At 61.7% G+C, this 25245-nt stretch carries 21 protein-coding genes; 18 read left to right on the top strand and 3 right to left on the bottom strand.

Annotated features, from left to right (window positions below; genetic code table 11):
* Positions 1 to 17: 17 nt before the first annotated feature.
* On the bottom strand, positions 18 to 1622 hold the full coding sequence (gene nadB, locus ACESMZ_RS11880; RefSeq protein ID WP_372972672.1) for an L-aspartate oxidase: 1605 nt from the start codon (positions 1620 to 1622) through the stop codon (positions 18 to 20).
* 211 nt (positions 1623 to 1833) lie between these two features.
* Here nadB and rpoE point away from each other — a divergent pair, with 211 nt between their 5' ends.
* The 13 genes from rpoE to pdxJ all read left to right on the top strand — a co-directional run bounded on the left by rpoE (position 1834) and on the right by pdxJ (position 15569).
* Positions 1834 to 2445: an RNA polymerase sigma factor RpoE gene (gene rpoE / locus ACESMZ_RS11875; RefSeq protein ID WP_372972671.1), complete on the top strand. Its 612-nt coding sequence runs from the start codon at positions 1834 to 1836 to the stop codon at positions 2443 to 2445.
* Positions 2446 to 2472: 27 nt separating this feature from the next.
* The gene (locus ACESMZ_RS11870) at positions 2473 to 3033 is read left to right on the top strand and encodes a sigma-E factor negative regulatory protein (RefSeq protein WP_372956744.1); all 561 of its coding nucleotides are present in this window, start codon (positions 2473 to 2475) and stop codon (positions 3031 to 3033) included.
* Positions 3034 to 3188: 155 nt separating this feature from the next.
* Positions 3189 to 4169 (top strand): MucB/RseB C-terminal domain-containing protein, encoded by a 981-nt coding sequence (locus ACESMZ_RS11865; protein WP_372956745.1) that lies wholly within the window; start codon positions 3189 to 3191, stop codon positions 4167 to 4169.
* Positions 4170 to 4180: 11 nt separating this feature from the next.
* On the top strand, positions 4181 to 4624 hold the full coding sequence (locus ACESMZ_RS11860; RefSeq protein WP_372956746.1) for a SoxR reducing system RseC family protein: 444 nt from the start codon (positions 4181 to 4183) through the stop codon (positions 4622 to 4624).
* 149 nt (positions 4625 to 4773) lie between these two features.
* The gene (locus ACESMZ_RS11855) at positions 4774 to 6222 is read left to right on the top strand and encodes a DegQ family serine endoprotease (RefSeq protein WP_372956747.1); all 1449 of its coding nucleotides are present in this window, start codon (positions 4774 to 4776) and stop codon (positions 6220 to 6222) included.
* Between the two features lie 241 nt (positions 6223 to 6463).
* Complete coding sequence (locus ACESMZ_RS11850) at positions 6464 to 9190, top strand: EAL domain-containing protein (protein WP_372972670.1); 2727 nt, start codon at positions 6464 to 6466, stop codon at positions 9188 to 9190.
* Between the two features lie 203 nt (positions 9191 to 9393).
* Entirely contained in the window at positions 9394 to 11196 is a 1803-nt protein-coding gene (gene lepA / locus ACESMZ_RS11845; protein ID WP_372956749.1) for a translation elongation factor 4, read from the top strand.
* 11 nt (positions 11197 to 11207) lie between these two features.
* Positions 11208 to 12029 carry a signal peptidase I gene (lepB, locus tag ACESMZ_RS11840; RefSeq protein ID WP_372956750.1) on the top strand — a complete coding sequence of 274 codons (822 nt, stop codon included), beginning with the start codon at positions 11208 to 11210 and terminating at the stop codon, positions 12027 to 12029.
* A gap of 49 nt (positions 12030 to 12078) precedes the next feature.
* A complete protein-coding gene (locus tag ACESMZ_RS11835; RefSeq protein ID WP_372956751.1) occupies positions 12079 to 12453 on the top strand; it encodes a DUF4845 domain-containing protein in 375 nt (124 codons plus the stop codon).
* On the top strand, positions 12450 to 13139 hold the full coding sequence (gene rnc, locus ACESMZ_RS11830; protein ID WP_372972669.1) for a ribonuclease III: 690 nt from the start codon (positions 12450 to 12452) through the stop codon (positions 13137 to 13139). The genes ACESMZ_RS11835 and rnc overlap by 4 nt, the downstream gene beginning before the upstream one ends.
* Complete coding sequence (gene era / locus ACESMZ_RS11825; protein ID WP_372956753.1) at positions 13139 to 14056, top strand: GTPase Era; 918 nt, start codon at positions 13139 to 13141, stop codon at positions 14054 to 14056. Before rnc ends, era begins: the two co-directional genes overlap by 1 nt.
* Before the next feature lie 7 nt (positions 14057 to 14063).
* Positions 14064 to 14786 (top strand): DNA repair protein RecO, encoded by a 723-nt coding sequence (recO, locus tag ACESMZ_RS11820; protein ID WP_372972668.1) that lies wholly within the window; start codon positions 14064 to 14066, stop codon positions 14784 to 14786.
* A gap of 48 nt (positions 14787 to 14834) precedes the next feature.
* Positions 14835 to 15569 (top strand): pyridoxine 5'-phosphate synthase, encoded by a 735-nt coding sequence (gene pdxJ / locus ACESMZ_RS11815; RefSeq protein ID WP_372956755.1) that lies wholly within the window; start codon positions 14835 to 14837, stop codon positions 15567 to 15569.
* A 187-nt stretch (positions 15570 to 15756) separates the two neighbouring features.
* Here the strand turns inward: pdxJ and ACESMZ_RS11810 are convergent, their stop codons facing one another.
* Positions 15757 to 18633 carry an ATP-binding protein gene (locus ACESMZ_RS11810; protein ID WP_372956756.1) on the bottom strand — a complete coding sequence of 959 codons (2877 nt, stop codon included), beginning with the start codon at positions 18631 to 18633 and terminating at the stop codon, positions 15757 to 15759.
* Positions 18634 to 18936: 303 nt separating this feature from the next.
* Between ACESMZ_RS11810 and cysM the strand changes: the two genes are divergently transcribed.
* The 5 genes from cysM to ACESMZ_RS11785 all read left to right on the top strand — a co-directional run bounded on the left by cysM (position 18937) and on the right by ACESMZ_RS11785 (position 24839).
* Complete coding sequence (cysM, locus tag ACESMZ_RS11805) at positions 18937 to 19830, top strand: cysteine synthase CysM (protein ID WP_372972667.1); 894 nt, start codon at positions 18937 to 18939, stop codon at positions 19828 to 19830.
* A gap of 27 nt (positions 19831 to 19857) precedes the next feature.
* On the top strand, positions 19858 to 21189 hold the full coding sequence (gene rlmD, locus ACESMZ_RS11800) for a 23S rRNA (uracil(1939)-C(5))-methyltransferase RlmD (RefSeq protein WP_372972666.1): 1332 nt from the start codon (positions 19858 to 19860) through the stop codon (positions 21187 to 21189).
* Between the two features lie 47 nt (positions 21190 to 21236).
* Complete coding sequence (relA, locus tag ACESMZ_RS11795) at positions 21237 to 23474, top strand: GTP diphosphokinase (RefSeq protein WP_372972665.1); 2238 nt, start codon at positions 21237 to 21239, stop codon at positions 23472 to 23474.
* Entirely contained in the window at positions 23471 to 24325 is an 855-nt protein-coding gene (mazG, locus tag ACESMZ_RS11790; protein ID WP_372972664.1) for a nucleoside triphosphate pyrophosphohydrolase, read from the top strand. The genes relA and mazG overlap by 4 nt, the downstream gene beginning before the upstream one ends.
* A 169-nt stretch (positions 24326 to 24494) precedes the next feature.
* A complete protein-coding gene (locus ACESMZ_RS11785; protein ID WP_372958409.1) occupies positions 24495 to 24839 on the top strand; it encodes a pilin assembly protein in 345 nt (114 codons plus the stop codon).
* Positions 24840 to 24917: 78 nt separating this feature from the next.
* On the opposite strand, the gene ACESMZ_RS11780 is transcribed toward ACESMZ_RS11785, so the two are convergent.
* Positions 24918 to 25145 carry a hypothetical protein gene (locus tag ACESMZ_RS11780; protein WP_372958410.1) on the bottom strand — a complete coding sequence of 76 codons (228 nt, stop codon included), beginning with the start codon at positions 25143 to 25145 and terminating at the stop codon, positions 24918 to 24920.
* Positions 25146 to 25245 lie beyond the last annotated feature (100 nt).

Genomic DNA, 25245 nt, shown 5'->3' with positions numbered 1-25245 from the left:
TGGGGGTATTCCGGCACTCAGGGTGATGCAATACGGTACGTGGTGGGTACCAGTATGGTGTCTTCCGGGTCGTTCTGCAGGCCGGGGTAATCCAGGGTGAAGTGCAGCCCCCGGCTTTCCTTCCGTTGCATGGCCGAGCAGATGATCAGGTCAGACACGGTAACCAGGTTACGCAGTTCCAGCAGGTCGTTGGTGACCCGGTAATTGCTGTAGAACTCGCTGATCTCCCGGGCCAGCAGGTCGACCCGGTGCTTGGCGCGCTGCAGTCGCTTGGTGGTGCGCACAATGCCCACATAGTCCCACATGAAGTGGCGGAGTTCATCCCAGTTGTGGGAAATCACCACATCCTCGTCGGAGTCACGGACCTGGGACTCGTCCCAGTCCGGCGCCTTCGGCGGAGCCGGAATATCGTTCTCCCGCCGGGTAATATCCGCTGCGGCCGCCCGGCCATACACCAGGCACTCCAGCAATGAATTGCTGGCCATGCGGTTGGCGCCGTGCAGGCCGGTAAAGGCCGCTTCGCCCACCACATACAGCTGGTTGATATCAGTGCGGGCCCGTTCGTCGGAGATAATCCCGCCACAGGTATAGTGGGCCGCCGGCACCACCGGGATGGGTTCCCGGGTGATATCGATACCGAAGCCCAGGCACTTCTCATAAATGGTGGGGAAGTGCTCGCGGATAAACTCCGCCGGCTTGTGGCTGATGTCCAGGTACAGGTGGTCGGCCCCCAGGCGTTTCATCTCGTGGTCGATGGCCCGGGCCACAATATCCCGCGGCGCCAGCTCACCCCGGCTGTCGAAGCGATCCATAAAGCGACTGCCGTCAGGCAGTTTCAGTACGCCGCCTTCGCCCCGCACCGCTTCACTGATAAGGAACGACTTGGCATGGGGGTGGTAAAGACAGGTGGGGTGGAACTGGTTGAATTCCATGTTCGCCACCCGGCACCCGGCTCGCCAGGCCATGGCAATACCGTCACCGGAGGCACCGTCCGGGTTGGTGGTATAACGGTAGGCCTTGCTGGCCCCGCCGGTGGCAATCACCGTGAACCTGGCCCGGAACAGCTCCACGTGGCTGGTTTCCAGATTCAGGATATAGGCGCCCACACAACGGTTGCCGGGCAGGGCCAGCTTGCGGTTGGTAATCAGGTCCACCGCTACCCGGTTGGACAGCAGGTCAACATTTTCACGCCTGGCGGCCTGTTCACTGAGGGTGGTGGAGACCGCATTGCCCGTGGCATCCGCGGCGTGGATGATGCGCCGGTGACTGTGGCCGCCTTCCCGGGTCAGGTGCAGCTGTTCGTTCTCGTCGCGGGTGAACTGGACACCGTTGTCGATCAGCCAGCGGATACTCTCGGCGGCGTTCTCCACTGTGTGTCGAACCGCGTCCTCGTGACACAGGCCGCCGCCGGCACTGAGGGTATCGTTGATGTGAGCCTCGACGGAATCATCGCTGTCGAGTACCGCCGCAATGCCGCCCTGCGCCCAAAGTGTGGCGCCACTGGTGATAGCGGCCTTGCTGATCACGGCGACCCGCAAATGGGGTGGCAGGTTCAGGGCGACGGTCAGTCCGGCAGCGCCGCTGCCAATAATGAGAACATCGTATTCGTGAGACTGTGGCATGTGATCGTTATCGCGGGCCATAATGTGGCGAGTATTGAACTAAACTTTCTGCCTGCTGTCTATTTGCCCACAACGGAACGGAGTGGTTTCCCGGCCTGATGGAGGTCGGATCTGCCACCGCCAATATGTGGAACCAGCGCCTATGATCATGAGCGAACGACGGCAGTCAGGTCCAGCGGTCCAGTTAAAGGAGGCACCCGCCGGCCCCATCATGAAACCGGATGCAGAACAGACCCGGCCCACCGCACCCGATGGCCAGACGGACCTGCAACTGGTTCGCAAGGCCCGTCAGGGCGACCGGTCCGCCTTTGACCTGCTGGTGCTCAAGTACCAGTCCAGGGTCGCCTCCATTATCAGCCGGTACATCTACGACAGCCAGGAAGTGCTGGATCTGACCCAGGAAACCTTCGTGAAGGCCTACCGGGCCATCGAGCGGTTCCGCGGAGACAGCGCGTTCTATACCTGGCTGTACCGGATTGCGGTGAACACGGCCAAAAATTTCCTCGAGGCCCGCGGGCGTCGTCCCCAGGGCGTGGCTGATGCGGCCGACGCAGAAAGCTTTGAAGATGGCGGGCGCCTCCGGGAGGTGGCTTCGCCGGAAGGGTTCCTGCAGAGGGACCAGTTGCGGGAAGCCATTGAAAAGGCTCTGGGGGCCCTGCCGGAAGAACTTCGCTCGGCGTTTCTGCTTCGCGAGTACGAAGGCCTGTCCTACGAGGACATCGCCCGTATCCTCGAGTGTCCCATTGGTACCGTTCGTTCCAGGATCTTCAGGGCCAGGGACGCCATTGATCGCCAGCTCGGACCGATGCTGGACAACTCATGATTACTGCTTATCAGCGAGGTACAGGCAATGGATGATCGGCTCAGAGAGACCTTGTCTGCCATGATGGATGACCAGGCCGACGAGCTGGCCGTGCGCCGGGTCCTGTCCCACCATGACCAGCAGGCGGTGCGGGACCAGTGGCAACGCTGGCAGCGCATCCGCGATGTCATACATGAAGCGCCGCACGGCGACGTCGGTGTCGACGTGCGGGCGGCGGTCCGTGCCAGCCTGGACCAGACGGCGGACGCCGAGGTTGAGCATCGCCGGACCGTTCGCCGTCGCCACGCCCCCTGGCGGTGGTCTGCAGTGGCAATGATCGCCCTGGGGGTGGCCATTGGATTCGGTGCCGGCAGCGGCTGGGATGTGATGTCCGGAAGCGGCCCGGATGACCTGGTGCCGGTACAGGCCCAGGTGCCGGCAGCGGCCAGTGGTACTGTGCCAGAGGTGGCGCTGCAGGGCCTGAACGAGCGGCAGCGTGAACAGATCAGTCGCTACCTTCTTGAGCACGCCCAGTACAACAGTATGGGCGCGGGCCACGGGGCGCTGGGTTATGCACGGGTGACCAGCGTTTCCGGTCAGGGATACTGACGGGACCGCTGGACGGTTGGGAGTTGCCGGTCCCGAACGGACCGGCTACGGGTTACTGACGGGTTGAGGGTGTTTGTTTGATCCGATTGAATGGGGTTTCCACAAGTCTGGCCATGCCTGCGGCGCAAAGGTGTCCATGTGCACGGGGCGTAACCATGGCCTGCCTGTTTGCGCTCATGGTCCTGGCCATGGCGCCCGGTCATGCTGCCGCCCGGGAAACCGCCGAGTCGTGGCTGCTGAAACTTGGTCCGGCCCTGAACATGACCACCTACCGGGGGATCTTTGTCTATTCCCGGGGCGATCAGGTGAACTCCATGATGATTGCCCACCGTTATCGGAACGGGCAGGTGGATGAACGGCTGGTGGTGCAGGATGGCGCCAACGGGGAAATACTCCGGCGGGGCAGTCGGGTGGTGTGTGTGCTGCCGGAGCATGGCCGCATCCACCTGGACCAGGTCATACCTTCCGGTCCCTTCGCGGAAGCCTTCGCCAGTCAACAGGTGCCCGTGGGCGCCTGGTACCAGCCGGAGCTGCTGGGCGAGGACCGGGTCGCCGGCTACCCGGCCGTGGTAATTGCACTACAACCCCGGGATGATCACCGCTATGGCTACCGGCTGTGGATGGAAAAGAGCACCGGGTTGCTGCTCAAGAGCCATGTACGCCACCAGGACGAAGTGCTGGAACGGTTCCAGTTCACCATGCTCGAGATTACCGACGATCTTCCCGACTCCGAGTTTGAAGTTGATGCCGGGGTCGAGGTGAAAGACATCACACCGGTACTGCCCCTGTCCGGAGAGCCCGGCGGCATGGATGGCTGGGACCTGGGCTGGCGCCCGGACGGCTTCATGCCGGCGGCCGCGCCACAGGCAGGTGGTGGCCAGGCGGTGGCATTTTCCGATGGCCTTGCCACCTTCTCGGTCTTCGTGGAGCCGGCCGGGACACCGGAGATGCCCCAGGGGGCGTCCCGCGTGGGAGCCACCACCCTTTACATGCACTACACCGAAGCCGGCGAGACCGGGCAGGAGCGTTTCCTGGTCACGGTAGTGGGGGAAATTCCGCCACAAACGGCCATGCAGGTGGCCCAGTCGGTCACCGTCGATGACCGCAATGCCCTGGCCCGGGCCCTGGCTGACTGACGGGAATATTCATGATTCACGAAACCGGCACCGTTATCTCCGTCAGTGGCGACGACGCCTGGGTGCAGACTGTCCGGGAGAGTGCCTGCCAGTCCTGCAAGGCCCGTCACGGCTGCGGCCAGAAGGCCCTGGCCGGGTTGTCGTCCGGCCAGTCCCGGCAAATCCGTGTGGCCAATACCCTGCGGGCCAGGCCCGGGGACCAGGTTACCGTGGCCATCGAGGAGTCCGCGCTGCTGAAAGCCTCCCTGCTGGTTTACGCGGTTCCATTGCTGTTGATGGTGGTGGCGACGGCTCTGGCGGGGGTATTGCTGCCGGGCAATGATCTTGCCGCCATGCTCTGCGCTGCGGCAGGGCTTGCCTCCGGGCTTTGGTGGGCCGGGCGTCAGTCCCGTGCCGGAACAGCTCGCTGGCAGCCGGTTATGGGGCGGCTGGTGCCCCGGGTCGGGGAGCCTTGATCAAAACAGTTCCCACCCGGTAAGACGTTGAAAATCCCCGGCATGACCACCACATCTGAGTTGGTTTCACTGACAGTGCCCACCCAAAGGGGCAGGGCACCCGAACAACGACAAGGGTTCAAAAAAAGTACGTCACAGGGAGCGATTACATGACAAGATTCTTCCAGTCTGCTTTACCGGCCCGGCAAACGCACCTGCCATCCTGGTTTGCGTTGTTGGTTGCTTCGTTTCTTCCGTTTCTGCTCATACAGTCCGCGAACGCCCAGTCGCTGCCGGACTTCACCGGCCTGGTGGAGGAGAATTCCGCCGCGGTGGTCAATATCAGCACGGTGTCAGAGCCGGACCCCCGCACGCAGCGGTCACCGTTCAGCGAGCGGGAGCTGGAGCAGATGCCGGAGTTTTTCCGTCATTTCTTTGGCGGCCCCCAGTCACCCTTCGGCGGAGGTTCTTCCCAGCCCAGGCGCTCCATGGGCTCGGGCTTTATCGTGAGCGAGGACGGCTACGTCCTTACCAATAACCACGTCATCGAAGGTGCAGACGAGGTCATGGTGCGCCTTAATGACCGTCGTGAACTGCAGGCCCGGGTGGTGGGCACTGACCCACGCTCCGATATGGCCGTTCTCAAGATCGAGGATGACGAGCCCCTGCCAGTGGTCCGGATCGGGCGTTCGTCTGAGTTGAAGCCCGGTCAGTGGGTCTTCGCCATCGGGTCACCGTTCGGCTTTGATTACACGGTAACCTCCGGAATTGTGAGTGCCACCGGGCGCTCCCTGCCCAGCGAGAACTACGTCCCGTTCATCCAGACGGACGTGGCCATCAACCCGGGTAACTCCGGCGGGCCCCTGTTCAATCTGGATGGCGAAGTGGTCGGCATCAACTCGCAGATCTACACCCGTTCGGGCGGTTTCATGGGCGTGTCTTTTGCCATTCCCATCGATGACGCCATGAATGTGTTCCGCCAGCTTCGTGATGAGGGTTCCGTGGCCAGGGGCTGGCTGGGGGTTCTGATCCAGGAGGTTAACCGTGACCTGGCGGAATCTTTCGGTCTGAGCCGTCCCCGTGGTGCACTGGTTGCCGAGGTGATGCCGGACTCTCCAGCGGCGAAAGCGGGGCTGCAGGCCGGTGACATCGTGCTGGCCTACGAAGGCGAGGACATCGAACGCTCTGCCGACCTGCCGCCGAAGGTCGGCCGCACCCCCGTTGGTGACGAGGTGGCCCTGACTGTATTGCGCCAGGGCAAGGAGCGCACCGTGGAGGTGGAAATCGGCCGCCTGCCTGAGGAAGAAGACGCATCGGCCGCGCCAGGTGCTCCCTCGGGGCCTGCCAACGGTCCGCTGGGCATGCGGGTTGAGCCGCTGCCCGACCAACTGGCCAACCGGCTGGATATCCCCGGCGGCGTGGTGGTTACCGAGGTAGGGCGTGGCCCTGCCTTCCAGGCAGGCATTCGCCGCAACGATGTCATCACCGAACTGAACCGACAGACCATCAACAATGTCGAGGATTTCCGGGAGGCAGTGAGTAACCTGCCGTCAGACCGGGCCGTTTCGGTTCGCATTATCCGTGAGGGAAGGGCCACCTACCTGGTCATGAAGCCCTGATGCCTGTCCGCAACCGCCAACTGTGACAGGGTTGGCGGTCCGCTCATCTGCCGTCCGCTATGCCGTCGGGCGGCTTTCTGGTATTTTTACCTGTTAACGAATGCGACACTCGGCGCCCTATTGATGCATGGCGCCGGGTTTCTGGCATTCCGGCCATTATTTGGCCAGACTGGCAATACGGAACGCGTCCTGGTCATTGCGGTCGCGGCAGGCGTTGAATTTCCAGGGAACGGACTCGGACATGATCAACAAAAAAGATATAACCCTCAGGGACCTTCTCCGCCCCCATTATGGCCGCATGGCCTGGCTGGTCCTGGGGATCGCCCTCTGCGTTACCGCGGCCCTCTGGGTGCTCTCCCTCCGCCTCGTCGAAGACCGCACTGAAAGTCGTTTCAACACCCAGTCCCTTCAGCTCAAGACTGCCATTGAGGAACGTCTGCTAAACTATGAGCAGGTGCTGGCGGGCAGTGCGGGTCTGTTTTCCGTCGCCGGAGAGGTGTCCCGGGACGAGTGGCGCACCTACATCGAAAAGGTCAATATCGACCGTTACTACCCGGGTATACAGGGCATCGGCTATACCCGGCGTCTTATGATCAATGAACTCCACGGCCATCTGCAGGAGCTTGAAGCCGAGGGCTTTGAGGGTTATGTGGTGCGCCCGAGGGGATTGCGGGCTGAATACCATCCCATTGTCTATCTGGAGCCCGCCACGGAACGCAACCGGCGAGCCTTCGGCTACGACGCCTACCAGGATTCCATCCACCGCCAGGCCATTGAAAGGGCCAGGGATACCGCCCGCCCCGTGGTGACCGGCAAGGTAGTGCTGGTGCAGGAGGAAGTGGCGGAAGACCAGGCCGGCTTCCTGATGTACTACCCGGTTTACCACGGCGGTGTGGTGCCCCAGTCCCTGGGGGAGCGTCGCATGCTGCTCAAGGGCTTTGTGTTCAGTGCGTTCCGTACCAACAATTTGTTGGACGGTATCGTCGGACTGATCTCGCCCTTTCTCGATGTCCGCATCTATGACGGCAGCAGCCTGGGCCGGGAAACCCTGATGTACGGCTCCAACCTCGGCTCCCTGGACGAGGAATTCAGCTTTGAGAAAACCCAGCAGATCGAGTACGGCGGCCGTACCTGGGTCATCCAGACCCGTTCGACACCGGCCTTTGACTTCCTTGCGTCCGATCCGCGTCCGGCCATCGTCCTGGGTTCGGGTATCCTGGTCAGTCTGCTGCTGTTTGCGTTCGCGCTGGCGCTGATCCGCTCCCGGGTACTGGCCCAGATGAGCGCCGGCCGTTACCGCGCCATCACCGAGGGAGCCTGCAATATTACGGTCGTCATGAACCGTCATGGCCGGGCCACCTATGTCAGTCCCTCCTGCAACACCATTCTTGGCTATGACCCTGACGACGCCCGGGATGTGCCCTCGGAAACCCGGGTGCACAGTGATGACTGGCCGCGCCTGCAGGACGGCTTCCGGGAGGCGCTGCGCAAGCCGGGCGAGCAGATGCCGGTGATGCGGGCGCGAATCCGGGATGCTTCCGGCGAGTGGCGTGAAATGGAGGGGTCCTTTACTTCCATGCTGGACGTGCCGGGGGTTGAAGGGGTGGTGCTCAGCCTGCGGGACCTGACCCAGTTGCGGGCGGCCCAGTCGGAACTGCACCGCCTTGCCTTCTACGACCCGCTCACCGGACTGGCCAACCGCCAGCTGTTCCGTGACCGGCTGGCCCATGTGGTACGCCGCAGCCGTCGCAGTCAGGAGCCGGCCGCGCTGATGTTCCTGGACCTGGATGGCTTCAAGCGCATCAACGACACCCTGGGCCATGACGCCGGCGATCAGTTGCTGGAGCACGTGGCCCGATGGCTCACCGGCTGTGTGCGCGAGGAAGACTCGGTGGCCCGCCTGGGCGGCGACGAGTTCGTGGTGTTGTTGTCCCGCATCAGCGGGCCGGAGGCCACGGCAAAGGTGGCCGAAACCATTCTGCGTCGTCTGTGTCAGCGGGTACGGCTGAACGAACATGAGGTGGGCATCACTGTCAGTATCGGTGTCACCATGATTCCCCATGACAGTGAAGACCCGGGCGTGCTGATGAAGTACGCGGACCTTGCCATGTACCGGGCCAAGGAGCGGGGGCGCAACAATTATCAGTTCTTTACCCCCGCCATGAACCTGCAGGCGGCCCGCCGCCTGCTGCAGCAGGAAGAACTGGCCAACGCCCTGGACGAAGACCGGTTTGTGCTGCACTACCAGCCGAAGGTGGACCTCGACGCCCGGCAGGTGATCGGTGTGGAAGCCTTCCTGCGCTGGCAGCACCCGGAGCGGGGAGTGATCTCGGCGCATCAGTTCATTTCGCTGGCCGAAGAGTCCGGGCTGATCATTCGCCTGGGTGAGATGGCGTTGCGCCAGGCCTGTATACAGATCCAGGCCCTGGAGCGGGCCGGCTTCGAGCGCCTGCGGGTGGCGGTCAACCTGTCCGTGGGCCAGGCCACTGATCCGGGCTTCCTGGACCTGTTCCGGCGCGTCATCACGGAAACCGGTGTGATGCCGGACCGGCTGGAGCTTGAGCTGCCGGCGGCACTGCTCAATGAAGACCCCCGTACCCTGCGGGTGCTACTGAACGCCCTCCGCGATACCGGTGCCCGGCTGATCCTGGATGACTTCGGCAGTGGCGCCTGCTCGCTCGCCGCCCTGCAGCAGCTGCCCCTGGATGCGGTGAAGATCGATGATCGCTTTATCCGCGACATTCCGTACAACTCCAACGCCACCGATGTGGCGTCGGCGGTGATTGCCCTGGCCCGCAAACTGCGCCTGACCGTGGTGGCGGAAGGTGTGGAGACGCCCCATCAGCTGCAGTTCCTGCAGCAGGCCGGCTGCGCCCAGTGTCAGGGGAATCTGTTCAGCCATCCGCTGGACGAGGACTCACTGATCAGTTACCTGGTCAACCAGTACGAGCGGGCCCTGATTCCGTGATCTGTGCGCATAATTCCGGAGTCGCCGACAGGGCAGGTCGATGGTAATGAGGCTGGACAACCGGTAAAATCCCGCCCTTGCAGGCGCCTGGCATTTTCTCGACTGCCGGCCCTGAAATTCTCCACCGTGAGGGCAGTGCCTTTCAGGTGCCCGAGGGCACCCACTGTCCGGTGAACACGTCTGCTACGGGTAACCATTTGTCTGTGACTGAACTGAGCCGCATTCGTAACTTCTCGATCATCGCCCACATTGACCATGGCAAGTCCACGCTGGCGGACCGGTTTATACAGGTCTGCGGGGGGCTGACCGACCGCGAGATGGCGGAACAGGTGCTTGATTCCATGGACCTGGAGCGGGAGCGGGGCATCACCATCAAGGCCCAGAGCGTCACCCTCAACTACAAGGCCCGGGACGGCATCGAGTACAAACTCAATTTTATCGATACCCCGGGCCACGTGGATTTCTCCTATGAGGTATCCCGCTCCCTCTATGCCTGTGAGGGGGCTTTGCTGGTGGTGGACGCAGGCCAGGGCGTGGAGGCCCAGTCCGTAGCCAACTGCTACACCGCCATCGAGCAGGGACTTGAGGTAGTGCCGGTACTGAACAAGATGGACCTGCCCCAGGCCGAGCCGGAGCGGGTCGCCCAGGAGATCGAGGACATCATCGGCATTGAAGCCCAGGACGCTGTTCGCTGCAGTGCCAAGAGCGGCATGGGCGTTGAGGATGTGCTGGAAGACCTGATCAGGCGCATTCCGCCGCCTGTAGGCGATGCCAAGGCTCCGCTGCAGGCGCTGATCATCGACTCCTGGTTCGATAACTACCTTGGCGTGGTGTCACTGGTGCGTATCCGCCAGGGCGTGATGCGCAAGGGCGACAAGATCCAGATCAAGTCCACCGGCAAGGCCTGGTCGGCTGACCGGGTGGGCATTTTCACCCCGAAGCTGAAGGATACCGGCGAACTGAGCACCGGCGATGTGGGCTTTGTGGTGGCTGGAATCAAGGACATACACGGGGCGCCGGTGGGTGACACCATCGTGCACCAGAAGTATGCCGATGAAACGCCGATGATTCCCGGTTTCCAGAAGGTTAAACCCCAGGTCTACGCCGGCCTGTTCCCGGTCAGTGCGGACGACTACGAAGACTTCCGGGACGCCCTTGAGAAGCTTACCCTCAATGATGCCTCACTGTTCTACGAGCCCGAGAACTCCGATGCCCTGGGCTTCGGTTTCCGCTGTGGTTTCCTGGGCATGCTTCACATGGAAATTATCCAGGAGCGGCTGGAGCGGGAATACGACATCGACCTGATTACCACCGCCCCCACGGTTATCTACGAGGTGGTGACCCGCAATGGTGAGGTCATGGCGGTGGACAATCCCTCCCGCCTGCCGGATATCGGCTCCATCGAGGAAATGCGCGAGCCCATTGTCGAGGCCAGTATCCTGGTGCCCCAGGAACACCTGGGCAACGTCATCGCCCTGTGTGAGGAAAAACGCGGCGTACAGAAGAACATGCTGTTCCTGGCCAACCAGGTGCAGCTTTCCTACGAACTGCCGATGGCCGAAGTGGTGCTGGACTTCTTTGACCGCATCAAGTCTGCCAGCCGGGGCTTTGCCTCCCTGGACTACCACTTTGTGCGCTTCCAGCCAGCCAACCTGGTGCGGCTGGACGTCATGATCAACGGTGACCGGGTGGATGCCCTGGCGTTGATCGTGCACCGGGAACAGGCTCATCACCGGGGCCGTGCGCTGATCGAGAAAATGAAGGAACTGATTCCCCGGCAGATGTTCGATATCGCCATTCAGGCGGCTATCGGCAACCAGGTGGTTGCGCGGGTTACGGTCAAGGCCCTGCGCAAGAACGTGACCGCCAAGTGTTACGGCGGTGACGTCAGTCGTAAAAAGAAGCTGCTGCAGAAGCAAAAGGAAGGCAAGAAGCGGATGAAGCAGCTGGGTAACGTCGAGGTGCCCCAGGAAGCCTTCCTGGCGGTACTGAAAGTGGATAACTAGGGCTTTACTGAATGGACATCAATTTTCCGCTGATCCTGGTCGTGCTGACCTTTGCCACGGGCATTATCTGGCTGGGTGACCGGCTGTTCCTCCGGCCGAAACGGGAAGCCGCATGGGAGTCTTCCGGGGGTGCCGCGGTAGCCAGTGGCAGTGGCGGTTCAGCGGACGCCAAAGATGAACAGGCCGGCCCGCCAGAACCCTACCTGGTAGACCTGAGCCGGTCATTTTTTCCGGTACTGGCCATCGTGCTGGTACTGAGGTCGTTCCTGATCGAACCCTTCCAGATTCCCTCCGGTTCCATGTTGCCAACCCTCGAAGTGGGGGATTTCATCCTGGTGAACAAGTACGCCTATGGCCTGCGCCTGCCGGTGGCCGGCACCAAGGTGGTGGATATTGGCGACCCCGAGCGGGGCGATATCATGGTCTTCCGTTACCCGGAAGACGGCACCACCAATTACATCAAGCGGGTGGTGGGTCTGCCGGGGGACCGGATCGGCTATCGTAACAAGGAACTGTTCGTCAACGGTGAGCGTGTGTCGACCCGTTTCGTGGCGAACCTGCCTCCCTATGAAATGCTGGAAGAACAGCTGGGGGATGTGGAACACCTGATCTATCGTGACCTGGGCGCTCGTACAGGTGTGGGCGAAGGGGAATGGATTGTTCCGGATGGGCACTACTTCATGATGGGAGACAACCGGGATAACAGTAATGACAGCCGCTTCTGGGGTATGGTTCCGGATGAGATGGTCGTCGGCAAGGCATTCCTGATCTGGATGCAGTGGCCCTCCATCACCAGCCTGCCCTCGTTTGACCGGGTAGGCTCCATCGACTGATTTTACGAACGTTTGTCGGCGTAATGCCGCTAGCATGAGGTACGTGCGTATGAACCAACACTTCCAGCAGCGTGGTGCTTCCACCCTGGGTATCCTGATTGCGGTACTGTTCTTCGCCAGCCTGCTGACGCTGGTGATCAAGCTGGGCCCGGCCTACCTTGATGACTACACTGTTCAGGGGGCCCTGGAAGGCCTTGATGGCGAAGAAGGGCTGGCACAGATGACCCCGGCGGATGTGCGTCGCCTGGTGACCAAGCGCCTGAGCGTCAACAATGTGGATGGCTTCAATGCCAAGGATATCCAGATCGAAAAGGATGGTGACACTGTGGTCATCAGCCTGGATTACGAAGTTCGTACCCACGTGGTATCCAACGTGGATGCGGTAATCAGTTTCAGTCATTTCTACGAGCTGACAGGACAGTGACGAACCAACCCGACCTGGACAGACTGCAGCGCCGCATCGGCTACCAGTTCAAAGACCCGGAACTGCTGTTGCTGGCGGTGACCCACCGCAGCTTCGGCAACCAGAACAACGAGCGCCTGGAGTTCCTGGGTGACTCGCTGGTCAACATGATCATTGCCGAGCACCTGTACCATCACTTCGAGCGGGCCCGGGAGGGTCAGCTCAGCCGCCTGCGGGCGCGGATGGTCAAAGGGGTCACCCTGGCGGAAATCGGCCGTGAGTTCGAGCTGGGGCAGTACCTGCGTCTGGGGTCGGGTGAAATGAAAAGTGGTGGTTTCCGTCGGGACTCGATCCTGGCGGATGCCGTGGAATCCATTATTGGCGCCATCTACCTGGACAGTAGTTTCGACACCTGCCGGGAGCAGGTGCTGTCCTGGTTCGACAAGCGCTTGGAGCGCCTGGATCTCCAGGATACCCAGAAAGACCCCAAGACCCGCCTGCAGGAATACCTGCAGTCGCGGCAATTTCCGCTGCCCCGCTATGAGGTGATCTCGGTGGATGGTGAGGCCCATGCCCAGACCTTCCATGTGTCCTGCGCCATGCCGTCCCTGGACCGCAAGACCACCGGCGTCGGCAGCAGCCGGCGCATTGCCGAGCAGCAGGCCGCCCGCGCTGCCCTCAGGCAGCTGGGCGTGGAGAACAGCTGATGAATGACACTACCCGGCCCGACAATACCGACAGCCGCTGCGGTTTCGTGGCTATCGTGGGCCGTCCCAACGTGGGCAAGTCCACCCTGCTGAACCATATCCTGGGCCAGAAGCTCAGTATTACCTCTCGCAAGCCCCAGACGACCCGGCACCAGATCCTTGGCATCAAGACCGAAGGGCCGGTACAGGCCATCTACGTGGATACTCCGGGTATGCACGAGGAAGAGCCCCGGGCCCTTAACCGCTATATGAACCGGGCTGCATCGGCGGCACTCAAGCATGTGGACGTGGTGGTATTCGTGGTGGACCGCCACCACTGGACACCCGCGGACGAGATGGTACTGAACAAGCTTACCCACCTGACCTGCCCGGTAATCCTGGCTGTGAACAAGGTGGACAAGCTGGAGAAGCGGGAAACCCTGCTGCCGGTTCTGGAGGAGCTGGCGTCGAAGCGGGACTTTGCCGAGATTATCCCCATGTCGGCCCTGAAGGACCAGAATATTGAACCCCTGGAGGAGGCGGTCTCCCGCTTCCTGCCGGAGAGCGTTCACTTCTACCCGGACGACCAGATCACTGATCGCAGCGAACGGTTTGTGGCCTCCGAAATTGTGCGGGAGAAGATCACCCGTCAGCTGGGTGCCGAGTTGCCCTATTCGGTGGCCGTGGAAATCGAGGAATTCCGCCACGATGGCAAGACCCTCCACATCTCAGCGCTGATCCTGGTGGAACGCGAAGGGCAGAAGAAAATCGTCATCGGTGACAAGGGGGAGCGCCTGCGCCGCATCGGCCAGGAGGCACGGGCGGACATGGAGCGCATGTTTGACGGCAAGGTCATGCTGCGGCTCTGGGTCAAGGTGAAACGCGGCTGGGCCGACAGCGACCGGGCACTGAAAAGCCTGGGCATGTACGACAGCTGAGGCCGGCATGGCAGGGCACGTACAACAGGAGCCCGCCTACGTGCTGCACCGGCGACCCTTCCGGGAAACCAGCCTGCTCGTGGACCTGCTGACCCTCAACCACGGCAAGGTGGGGGTGGTGGCCCGGGGCGCCAACAGCACCCGCAGCGCCCTCAAGGCCCAGTTGCAGCCATTCCAGCCGCTGCTGGTGGACTGGACCGGCCGTGCCGACCTCAAGACCCTGACCCATACCGATATCCGCCCGGGCATTCACCTTGGCCATGGCAAGGCCCTGTACAGCGGCTTTTACCTCAATGAGCTATTACAAAAGCTGCTGTCACCCTTTGACCCGGCCCAGGAACTGTTTGCGGCCTACATCGAGGCCCTCGGCCAGCTTGCATCAGCTGAGGGTGACGTGGAACCGGTTCTGCGCCAGTTCGAAATGGCCCTGGCTCAAAGCCTCGGGTACGGCTTCGCCTGGGACGAAGTGACCGATCTGGGGCAACCGGTTCAGGCCGGTCAGCGGTACTGTTACGATCCCCAGCGGGGCATACTGGCCAACCCGGCGGAACATACCCGGTTGCGCGGGCTGCCCGGCGAGGCGCTGCTGGCATTGGCTTCCGGTGATCTGCACAAGCCGGAGGCCCGCCGGCTGGCAAAACAGGTCATGCGGGCACTGACGGATTTTCTGTTGCAGGGAAAACCCCTCAACAGCCGCGAGCTTTTTATCGGGCGGTCGGGCGCTAACTGATTCCCGGCCATAGCACTCTCTCTTGATTACCAACACAGGACGGCAGCCATGAAAGATCGTGTATTGCTCGGCGTGAATGTCGACCACGTGGCCACCCTCAGGCAGGCGCGGGGTACCCGATTTCCGGACCCGGTGCAGGCGGCCATGGTGGCTGAAGAAGCCGGTGCTGACAGCATTACCATCCATCCCCGGGAGGACCGCCGTCATATCCAGGACCGGGACGTGTTGCTGATGCGTCAGACACTGAATACCCGGATGAACCTGGAGATGGCCGTTACTGACGCCATGCTCAGCTTCGCAGAGAACGTCCGACCGCAATGCGTGTGCCTGGTGCCGGAAAAACGGGAAGAGCTGACCACCGAGGGCGGCCTGGATGTGGACGGCAACGAGGAGCGGGTGGCCCGGGCCTGTGACCGGCTCGCGCGCATCGGGGCGGAGGTTTCCCTGTTCATCGACCCGGACCCGGTTCAGATCGACGCGGCGGTACGTTGCGGCGCCCCGGTGATCGAACTCCACACTGGTGAGTACGCCGAGGCGGACACGCCGGCGGAACAGGCCCATACCCTGGCGAACCTGAAGCAGGCGGTGGAGTATGCCAGGCGCAAGGGGCTGGTGGTGAACGCCGGCCACGGACTGAATTACCACAATACGCTGGCGGTGGCGGCCATACCTGGCATCAATGAACTCAACATCGGCCATGCGATTATCGCCCGGGCGGTGTTTACCGGCCTGAAGGAGGCGGTCCGGGATATGCGGGCGATTCTGGATCAGGCTCGGGCCTGAGATTTTTTGTGGTGGATTCTGGCCGGTTGGCTTGGGTGGAGAGGCCAAGGCCATGGGGGTGCTTTTTCTCCGGCAAAATTTAAACTCGCTTCGCTCAGACAGATTTTACCTGCGAAAAAGCACCCCCATACCCTCGTCCTCCAGACTCCTGGCCGGCCTGGAAGTCACGAGCACCAGAACTCGAGGCCTATACTGGGTTCACCTCATCACTACGCCGAAACAAAGCCTGCCAGTCCGTCTGATCCCCCCATATATCCAGTCGCTCCATGGCGGCCAGAAGGTTCTCCCGTAGCGAATCCAAATCCTCGCTGCGGCGCTTGAGGGCGGTTTCGAACTGTTCCGAGGCCTCCCGCAGCTCGGGAACACCGCAGTACCGGGTGGCACCGTGCAGCTTGTGCACGCATTCCAGTACCGCTTCGTGGTCATCGGCAGACCAGCGATGGCGGATGGTTTCCTGGTCCGGGCGCAGCTGCTCCAGCAACATACTGAACAGCTCCTCTGCCAGGTCCACCTTGCCGGCGGCCAGGCGGATACTCTCGGCAATATCCACCACCGGCTTCTGCCTCCGCCGGGTGGAAGGTCGAAGCGGGCGGCGGGTGTCCCGGAACTCGGCGATGTTGCCCTGACTGCGTTGAGTGTCAGGGGGCTGGTAGCCGGTGAAGTCCGCCAGGGTATCCATCAACTGCCGGGTGTTCACCGGCTTGGCCAGGTAACCGTCGAACCCCTGCTGCATCAGGCGCTCCTGCTCGTCCGCCAGGGCGTGGGCGGTGAGGGCGATAATGGCCGTGCGGTGGTGGGCATCGTCCAGTCCCCGCAGGCGGGCGGTGGTCTCGACCCCGTCCATGCCCGGCATCTGCAGGTCCATGAAAATCAGGTCAAAGCTCTGGTTGCGGGCCTTGCTCAGGGCCTCGAATCCGCTGGCGGCGCCCTCGGCGGGAATACCGCAGTCCTTCAGCAGGGTGAGTACCAGTTTCAGATTCGCTTCATTGTCGTCCACCGCCATTATTCTGGGCAGGTGAGGCGTGCTGCGTGGTGCTGGCAGGGCATCACGGACTCCGGTCTGCTCCACCTGGCGCTGGCGGGAATCAATACCATGGACCAGCATCAGCAGTTCGTCGTACAGGGGCTCCCTGCAGACCGGTTTGGTGAGGTGGCCGCTGGTCAGCCCGGAGAGGGCGGTGTCGTGGGTTTCCAGTGTTGGCGTCAGCAGCAGGGTGCGGCAGTCCCGGTCCACTTCCAGGTTGCGGAGCAGCTCCCGGTACTGGCTGGAATTGAGCAGGTGGCGGGTGATGCCGATAACCGCCAGGGCAAAGCCGGACTGGTTCTGCTGGGCTTCTTCCACCCGCTCCAGCAGGTCAGCCGGTGACTGGGCCCGCACCACCTGCATACCCCAGTCCCGCAGGATATGTTCCACCGCCAGGCCGGTAGTCTTCTGCTGTTCCAGGTAAACCACACGCTCGCCCCGCAGGGCATCGTGGGGCAGGGGGGCGTCGGTACGGGTGGATAGTTCCGTGGTGAGGGTGAACCAGAAGGTGGAACCCTTGCCAAGCTCACTTTCCAGGCTGATGGTGCCGCCCATCTCTTCCACCAGGCGCTTGGAGATTACCAGGCCCAGGCCGGTGCCGCCGTACTGGCGGGCAGTGGAGGCGTCGGCCTGACTGAAGGCATTGAACAGGGACTGTTGCTGGGCACGGGACAGGCCCACGCCGGAGTCGGTGATGCTGATGCGCAGGGTGACCTGATTGGTTTCCGGGTCGTCCGCTTCCAGGCTGGCCCGCAGGACCACTTCGCCGGTCTGGGTGAACTTGATGGCGTTGTTCACCAGGTTGGTGATCACCTGCTTGACCCGCAACGGGTCGCCCATGATGTTGTCCGGTACGTCGGCGTACACCAGGTGTACCAGGTCCAGGTTCTTGCTGTGGGCCGCCGGCGCCAGCATTACCATGACTTCCTCGATGATCTCCCGCAGGTGGAAGGGCACCCGGTCGAGAATCAGTTTTCCGGCTTCAATCTTCGAGAAGTCCAGGATGTCGTTGATAATGGTGAGCAGGATTTCCGACGACTTGCGGATGGTGTTCAGGTGCTCCGCCTGTTGCTTTTGCAGCGGGCTTTTCAGCAGCAGTTCGGTGAAGCCGATGATGCCGTTCAGGGGAGTGCGGATTTCATGGGACATGTTGGCCAGGAACTCCGACTTGATGCGACTGGCTTCCAGGGCGTCCTTGCGGGCAAAGTCCAGTTCGATGTTCTGGATCTCGATGGTTTCCAGGGTTTCCCGCAGGTCTTCGGTGGCCTGGTCGATGTTCTGCTGCATCTCCGCCTGGGCCTTGCTGAGTTCTTCCGCCATGGCGTTGAGGCCCGACTCAAGCTGCTCGAACTCGGGGCCGGCACCGGTGTGAACCCGGGTGTCCAGGTGGCCCTCCTTCAGGCGGGCGACGGCGCGGTTGAGTTCGAATACCGGGTCGGTGAATGACCGGCTCAGTCGCAGGGCAATGGCCAGACTGAGCAGGACGCCGGCCACAATCACCAGCAGTGAGATAAACAGGGCCTTCCAGGTTTCCTTCTCGGTGCGCACATGGGACATCTCCACCGCCGCCCAGCCGATAGGTTCCATGGTGTTTGGCGGGGTGCTGCGGGACTCCAGGTCCAGCAGGTTCTCCAGCATCAGGTCCTGCAGGTAGACCGGTGACATGAACACCGTGTTGCCAGCCGAGGGCCAGTGGGAAACGGCGGCGCGCGGAAACTGGTCGGGCCTGTCAAACGTACTGGCCGGGCCGGTATGAAGCAGGCGCTCCTGGCGGGCGTTGTAAAAGGTGATCGAACGGACGTCCTGCTCTTCCAGCAGGGCATTGGAAAGGCTGCTCAGCAGACTGCGGTTGGCCGTGAACATGCCGTACTCGGCGGCGGCTGCCAGTTGCCTTGACAGGGAGTCACCGCGATCGTCCAGCAACTGATTGATGTTCTGGACCCAGCTCCAGGTAAAGAACAGCCCCAGCAGGACGGTTGTGACCAGCGTGGGAACCAGGGTGACCAGCAGGACTTTTTTACGAATACCCCAACGACGCATACGGTTCTTCTACCTCTTTTCCGATCCCTGGTCGGCTTCCATGGTGTGTCCGGTGCCTGTGCTCACCACGGCATACAGGACTTATAGCCGCCTGTCATGGCAATAGCGGCATCGCTTATTGGGCGATCTGCCCCGATGCGGGTATGATGCGCACCTTGGCAGTGCGCTGCCAATCGGCCTTCCCGAGCCTGCTTCAGAAGCGTCATAAGTGTAACATAGGCGGACTGAAAAGCTGTGAAGGCGTCTCTGATTCACAGGGTCACCCGATGAAGACAGCCCATCTCGACGAGGAGCGCGAACGCCATGCATTTCCCCACCATTGAGGATTATGTCGGTCATACCCCCCTGGTCCGCCTGCAGCGTATGCCGGGCGATACCAGTAACGTGATCCTGGCCAAGCTGGAGGGTAACAACCCCGCCGGCTCGGTGAAGGACCGGCCGGCTATAAGCATGATCCAGGAGGCGGAGAAACGAGGCGAAATCCGCCCCGGCGATACTCTCATTGAAGCCACCAGCGGCAACACCGGCATCGCCCTGGCGATGGCAGCGGCTATCAAGGGTTACCGCATGAAGTTGATCATGCCGGCCAACATGAGTGAAGAGCGCCGCGCATCCATGCGTGCCTATGGCGCCGAAATTATTACCGTCAGCAAGGAAGAGGGTATGGAAGGGGCCCGGGACCTGGCGACCCGTATGCAGAGAGAGGGTGAGGGTACGGTGCTGGACCAGTTTGCCAACCCGGACAACCCGCTGGCCCACTACCGCACCACAGGGCCGGAGATCTGGGAACAGACCAGGGGCCGGGTCACCCATTTTGTCAGTTCCATGGGCACCACCGGCACCATCATGGGTGTGTCCCGTTACCTGAAAGAGCGTAACCCGGATGTGCAGATCATCGGCCTGCAACCGAAGGAAGGCTCCTCCATTCCGGGCATCCGCCGCTGGCCCGAGGAATACTTGCCCAAAATTTACGATGCCAGCCGCGTGGACCAGGTGCTTGACGTGGGCCAGGACGAAGCCGAGAACACCATGCGGGCGCTGGCCCGGGAAGAAGGCATCTTCTGTGGCGTATCTTCCGGTGGATCGATCGCTGCGGCCCTCAAACTTTCTGGGCAGGTTGAAAACGCCGTGATCGTGGCCATTATCTGTGACCGCGGTGACCGTTACCTGTCCACTGGCGTATTTCCCGGCGCCTGATACTTACCGATTTCCAGAGAGCGTTCTATGAGTCGCAGACGCAGGAAACCCCTGCCCAAAGAGCCCTTGCCGTGCACTATTGAAACCCTGAGCCATGACGGCCGGGGCATCGCGCGGGAAGAGGGCAAGACCCGCTTCGTGGACGGGGCACTGCCCGGTGAGCGGGTAATGGCAAAGATGATCTCTACCCGCAGCAAATTTGATGAGCTGCGTACCGAAGAGGTGCTGGAGGCGTCCCCGGAGCGGGCCACGCCGCCCTGTGACTACGCGGACCTGTGCGGTGGCTGCAGTCTGCAGCACATGGCACCGGACGCCCAGATCCGGTTCAAGGAGAACACCCTGCGGGAACACTTTGCCCATTTCGGGGGCATTGAGCCGGAACAGTGGATCGAGCCCATGCGCTCGCCGCCCCTGGGCTACCGGCGCAAGGCCCGCCTCGGGGTGCGCTTCGTCAGCAAGCGCGACTCGGTGCTGGTGGGGTTCCGGGAGAAGCGCAACAGCTTCCTGGCGGATATCGACCGCTGTGTGGTTCTGGACCCGCGCATCGGCGAGCGCATTGACGATCTGAGAAAGCTGATCTACCAACTGGAGTCCTTCCAGAACATCGCCCAGGTGGAAGTGGCCTGTGGTGACGATGTGGCCGCCATGATCTTTCGCAACATGATCCCGCTGAGCGAGGGTGACCGTGCGGCCCTGGTAGCCTTTGGCCAGGCCCACGAATTGCATATCTATCTGCAGCCCAAGGGGCCGGATACGGTGCATCGCATCTGGCCGGAAAGCGGCGAAGAGCGGCTCAGCTACCGGCTGCCTGAGTTCGACCTGACCATGAAGTTCCATCCCATGGACTTCACCCAGGTTAACGCCGACATCAACCAGCGTATGGTACACCGTGCCATGGAGTGGCTGGATGTGCAGCCCGGCGACCGGGTGCTGGACCTGTTCTGCGGACTTGGCAACTTCACCCTGCCACTGGCCCGCCAGGCCGGTCAGGTGGTTGGTGTGGAAGGCGACGACGCCATGGTGGTGCGTGGGCGCGAGAATGCCGAACTTAATGGCCTTTCCAATGTCACTTTCCACGGCGCCAACCTGCACGGTGATTTCACCCGGGAAAGCTGGGCCTCGGAAGGGTTTGACCGGATTCTGATCGACCCGCCCCGGTCTGGCGCCCAGGAAATCTGTGAGCACCTGACGGCCTTTGGTGCGAAGCGCATTGTGTATGTTTCCTGCAACCCGGCCACCCTGGCACGGGACGCAGGCGTGATCGTCAGCAAGGGGTATCGCCTGAAACAGGCGGGGGTGATGGACATGTTCCCTCACACCACCCACGTGGAGTCCATCGCCCTGTTTGAAAGAGACTGAGAAGAAAAGGGCGTGGCCTGGCAACGGACACTAACGGCAGCGACAGCATGGTAAAGGTACGGGAAGATTACGCGGTTACCGCAGACGGACAGGTGGATATCGAGGGCTGGGTTCGGCAGATCGAAGCCCAGACCCGCCTGGAAAACCCGGATCAGTTCCGCAGGGCCTGCGAGCTCAGTGCGGAAATCGACCGCCGGGCCGTGGAGGAAGACCGGTTGTGGGCACCGGGTGCCAGCAGCTTTCTCACCGGTATTGAAATGGCCCAGGTGCTGGTGGAGCTGCACCTGGACCAGGCCAGCCTGGTTGCCGCCATCCTTTACCGGGCGGTCCGTGAAGGCCGCATCGAGCTGGAGGAGATCCAGCGGGAATTCGGCGACGAGGTCGCCGGCCTGATCCAGGGCGTGGTCCAGATGGCCGCAATCTCCGCCATTCACCACCCGCTCAAGGGCAATGTGCTGGGGCAGACCGAAGGCCAGCTGGACAATGTCCGCAAGATGCTGGTCACCATGATCGATGACGTGCGGGTGGCCCTGATCAAGCTGGCGGAGCGGACCTGTGCCCTGCGGGCGGTAAAAAACGCCGCTTATGAAAAGCGCATGCGGGTGGCCCGGGAAGTCTTTGATATCTATGCCCCGCTGGCCCATCGCCTGGGCATCGGTCATATCAAGTGGGAACTGGAAGACCTGTCGTTCCGTTACCTGCACGAAACCGCCTACAAGAAAATCGCCCGTCAGCTGGACGAGAAACGGCTGGACCGGGAAGGCTACATTCAAAAGGTGCTCAAGGATCTGGGGGACGAGTTGCGCCGGTCCGGCATCCAGGCGGAGCTGGCCGGCCGGGCCAAGCACATCTACAGCATCTGGCGGAAAATGCGCCGCAAGGGCATCGACTTCTCCCAGGTCTACGATGTGCGTGCGGTACGCCTGCTTGTGCCGGAGGTGCGGGACTGCTACGCCGCCCTCGGTATCGTCCACAGCCTGTGGCGCCACATCCCCAACGAGTTTGACGACTATATCGCCAACCCCAAGGAGAACGGCTACCAGTCCCTGCATACCGCCGTGATCGGGCCGGAAGGCAAGGTGATGGAAGTACAGATCCGCACCCACAAGATGCATGAGGAGGCCGAGTTGGGCGTGTGCGCCCACTGGCTCTACAAGGGTACCGATACCGGCAACCGCTCCACCGGTTACGAGGCCAAGATCAACTGGTTGCGCCAGGTGCTGGAATGGCAGGAGGAGCTGGGGGACCTGTCGGGACTGGCGGACCACCTCACCGGAGATATCGCCTCGGACCGGGTTTACGTGTTTACCCCCGAGGGTCACGTGGTGGACCTGCCCCAGGGTGCCACGCCGGTGGACTTTGCCTACCGGGTGCACACCGAGGTGGGCCATGCCTGCCGTGGTGCACGGGTGAACGGGCGCATAGTACCACTGACCTATCCCCTGAAGACCGGCGACCAGGTTTACATTCTCACCTCCAACAACCAGGCACCGAGCCGGGACTGGCTTAACCCCAGCCTGGGGTACATCCAGACTTCCCGGGCCCGGGCCAAGGTAACCCACTGGTTCAAACAGCAGCATCGGGACCAGAACATCGCCGATGGCCGCGCCATTCTCGAGGATGACTTCAAGCGCCTGTCCCTCTACGACGTGGACCTGGACGAGTTGGCCCGCAAGGTCAACTACCCGGCCGCTGACGATATGTTTGCCGCAATCGGGGCCGGCGACCTGAGGCCTACCCATGTAGCCCATGTGGCCCAGGAAATGCTGGAGCCCCGGGAAAAACAGCTGGACCTGAAACTGCTGGGCAACCGCAAGGGCCAGTATGAAACCGATTCCGACATCCAGATCCGTGGCGTGGGCAAGCTCAAGACCCAGGTGGCCAAGTGCTGCAAGCCCCTGCCCGGGGATGCCATCGGTGGCTACATTACCGTGGGCCGTGGCGTTACCGTGCACCGGCAGGACTGCCTGACCTTTCTGCACCACAAGGAATTCGAGCCCAACCGGATCATCGAGGTGAGCTGGGGCGGCCGGCCGGAAGCCACCTACCCGGTGGATATCGAGATCCAGGCCTACGATCGCTACGGCTTGCTGCGGGACATTACCCAGGTGCTGACAGCCTCACGCAGCAACGTGCTGTCCCTGAATACCCTGTCAAACATTGATGACAATACGGCCACCATGCTGGTGACGGTGGAAATCCGCACCCTGGAACAGCTGGCCCGGTTGCTGGCCCAGATCCGCAACCTGCCCAACATTATTGAGGTAAGGCGAAAGCGTTCATGAGCTATACCATCGACGACCTGCAAACCCTGATGGTCCGGCTGCGGGACCCGGAAACCGGTTGTCCCTGGGATACCAAGCAGACCTTCCGCACCATCGTGCCCCATACCCTTGAGGAAGCCCATGAGGTCGCGGACACCATCGAGCGGGAGGACTATGGTCACCTGAAGGAAGAGCTGGGGGATCTGCTGTTCCAGGTGATCTTCTATGCCCGCATGGGTCAGGAGCAGGACCTTTTCAGTTTTGCTGATATTGTCGATACCCTGGTGCGCAAGCTGCTGCGCCGGCATCCCCATGTGTTTCCCGAGGGCACCCTGGAAAGCCGGGTGGATCCGGACAACCGCCCCACCGATGAGTGGATTGCCGCCAGCTGGGAGCGCATCAAGGCCGAGGAGCGAGCGGAAAAAGAAGACGAAACGGAGCAAGGGCCGGCCAGCCGTCTGGAGGACATTCCTGCAACCCTGCCAGCCCTGACCCGGGCCGACAAGCTGCAACGGCGCGCTGCCCGGTATGGTTTCGACTGGCCGGATATCGGCCCTGTGTTTGACAAGCTGGAGGAGGAGATCGGAGAGTTGCGGAAAGCCTGGGACAATGCCCGGCAGGACCCGGCAGACAGGGATGCGGTGGAGGACGAGCTGGGTGACCTGATGTTTGTCTGCGTCAACCTTGCGCGCTTCATGAAGGTCAATCCGGACCAGGCCCTTCGTCGCACCAACCGCAAGTTCGAGGCACGCTTCCGGGCAATCGAGCAGGTGCTGGCCGAGCAGGGCAGGGTAATGGAGGACGAACCACTGGAAACCCTGGATGCCATCTGGAACAGCGTCAAGGGCGTGGAGCGCTCACCGGGCAAGTGAGTACCCGTTCAGCAAAAACAACAAATAAGTACAAATCGTTACCGATTTTCCCCCTTGTATTCTGCACGATTCAACTACACTGCGGGTTGAGGGAAGGTGAATGTACTTTTCCCGGCAATAGCCCTCAGAATCCAAAACAATCGGGCAGCAGTCGAAGGCAGGAGTCATTATGAAGATCCGTGATCTGGTCGCACACTGGGACAAGCACGCCAGGGGGCGTCTGACCCGTGACGCCTATTACGTCAAACTGGCAGATGTACACCACGAGGAGCTGTCCCGTCTGGCAGCCCTGTACCCCATGAAATCCCCCCAGGACCTGATGCGGGACCTGCTTTCAGCCGCCCTGGATGAGCTTGAAACCTCGTTCCCCTATGAGCAGGGTGAGAAAGTCGTGGCCTACGATGAAGAAGGTTACGAGATCTACGAAGACGTGGGGCTGACCCCCCGTTTCGTGGCCCTGAGCCAGAAGCATATGGAAGAGCTCAAGAGCCGTCAGCTCGTATCCGTGGCCTGACGGCTTATTTTTTTACAGGTCCAATCGTAGCAGATTTTACGCCCTCTCCCCTTGCGGGAGAGGGCTTTAAAGTCTGTATCAGCCTTTCTTCAGCTTGTCCTTCAACGGCGTACTCTCCGCCAGATCATCCAGCGCCGCCGCAATCATATCGTTGAGAATATCCGTCTCACTGCGCCCCGGGTACATCTCCGCCAGCGCGGCTACCCGTGCCGCGTCCTCCAGCGGCAGGCGCAGATTGTAGTCGTGGGTCCGCTCGGCGGGTTTCCTGTCTTCCTGCCAGTGTTTGGGTAAGTCAGTAACTTTCATGGTATCTCCTGTTGATCACCCTTGCGATTGGGCGGCGACGTCGTTATTAGTATCAGTAAGTATCAGTGTACTGTTCAAGGTGCGTCAATCGACATCCCAC

It is taken from the genome of Marinobacter sp., from assembly GCF_041690615.1.
Classification (GTDB): domain Bacteria; phylum Pseudomonadota; class Gammaproteobacteria; order Pseudomonadales; family Oleiphilaceae; genus Marinobacter.
This window is presented reverse-complemented; position numbering and strand designations above follow the sequence as displayed.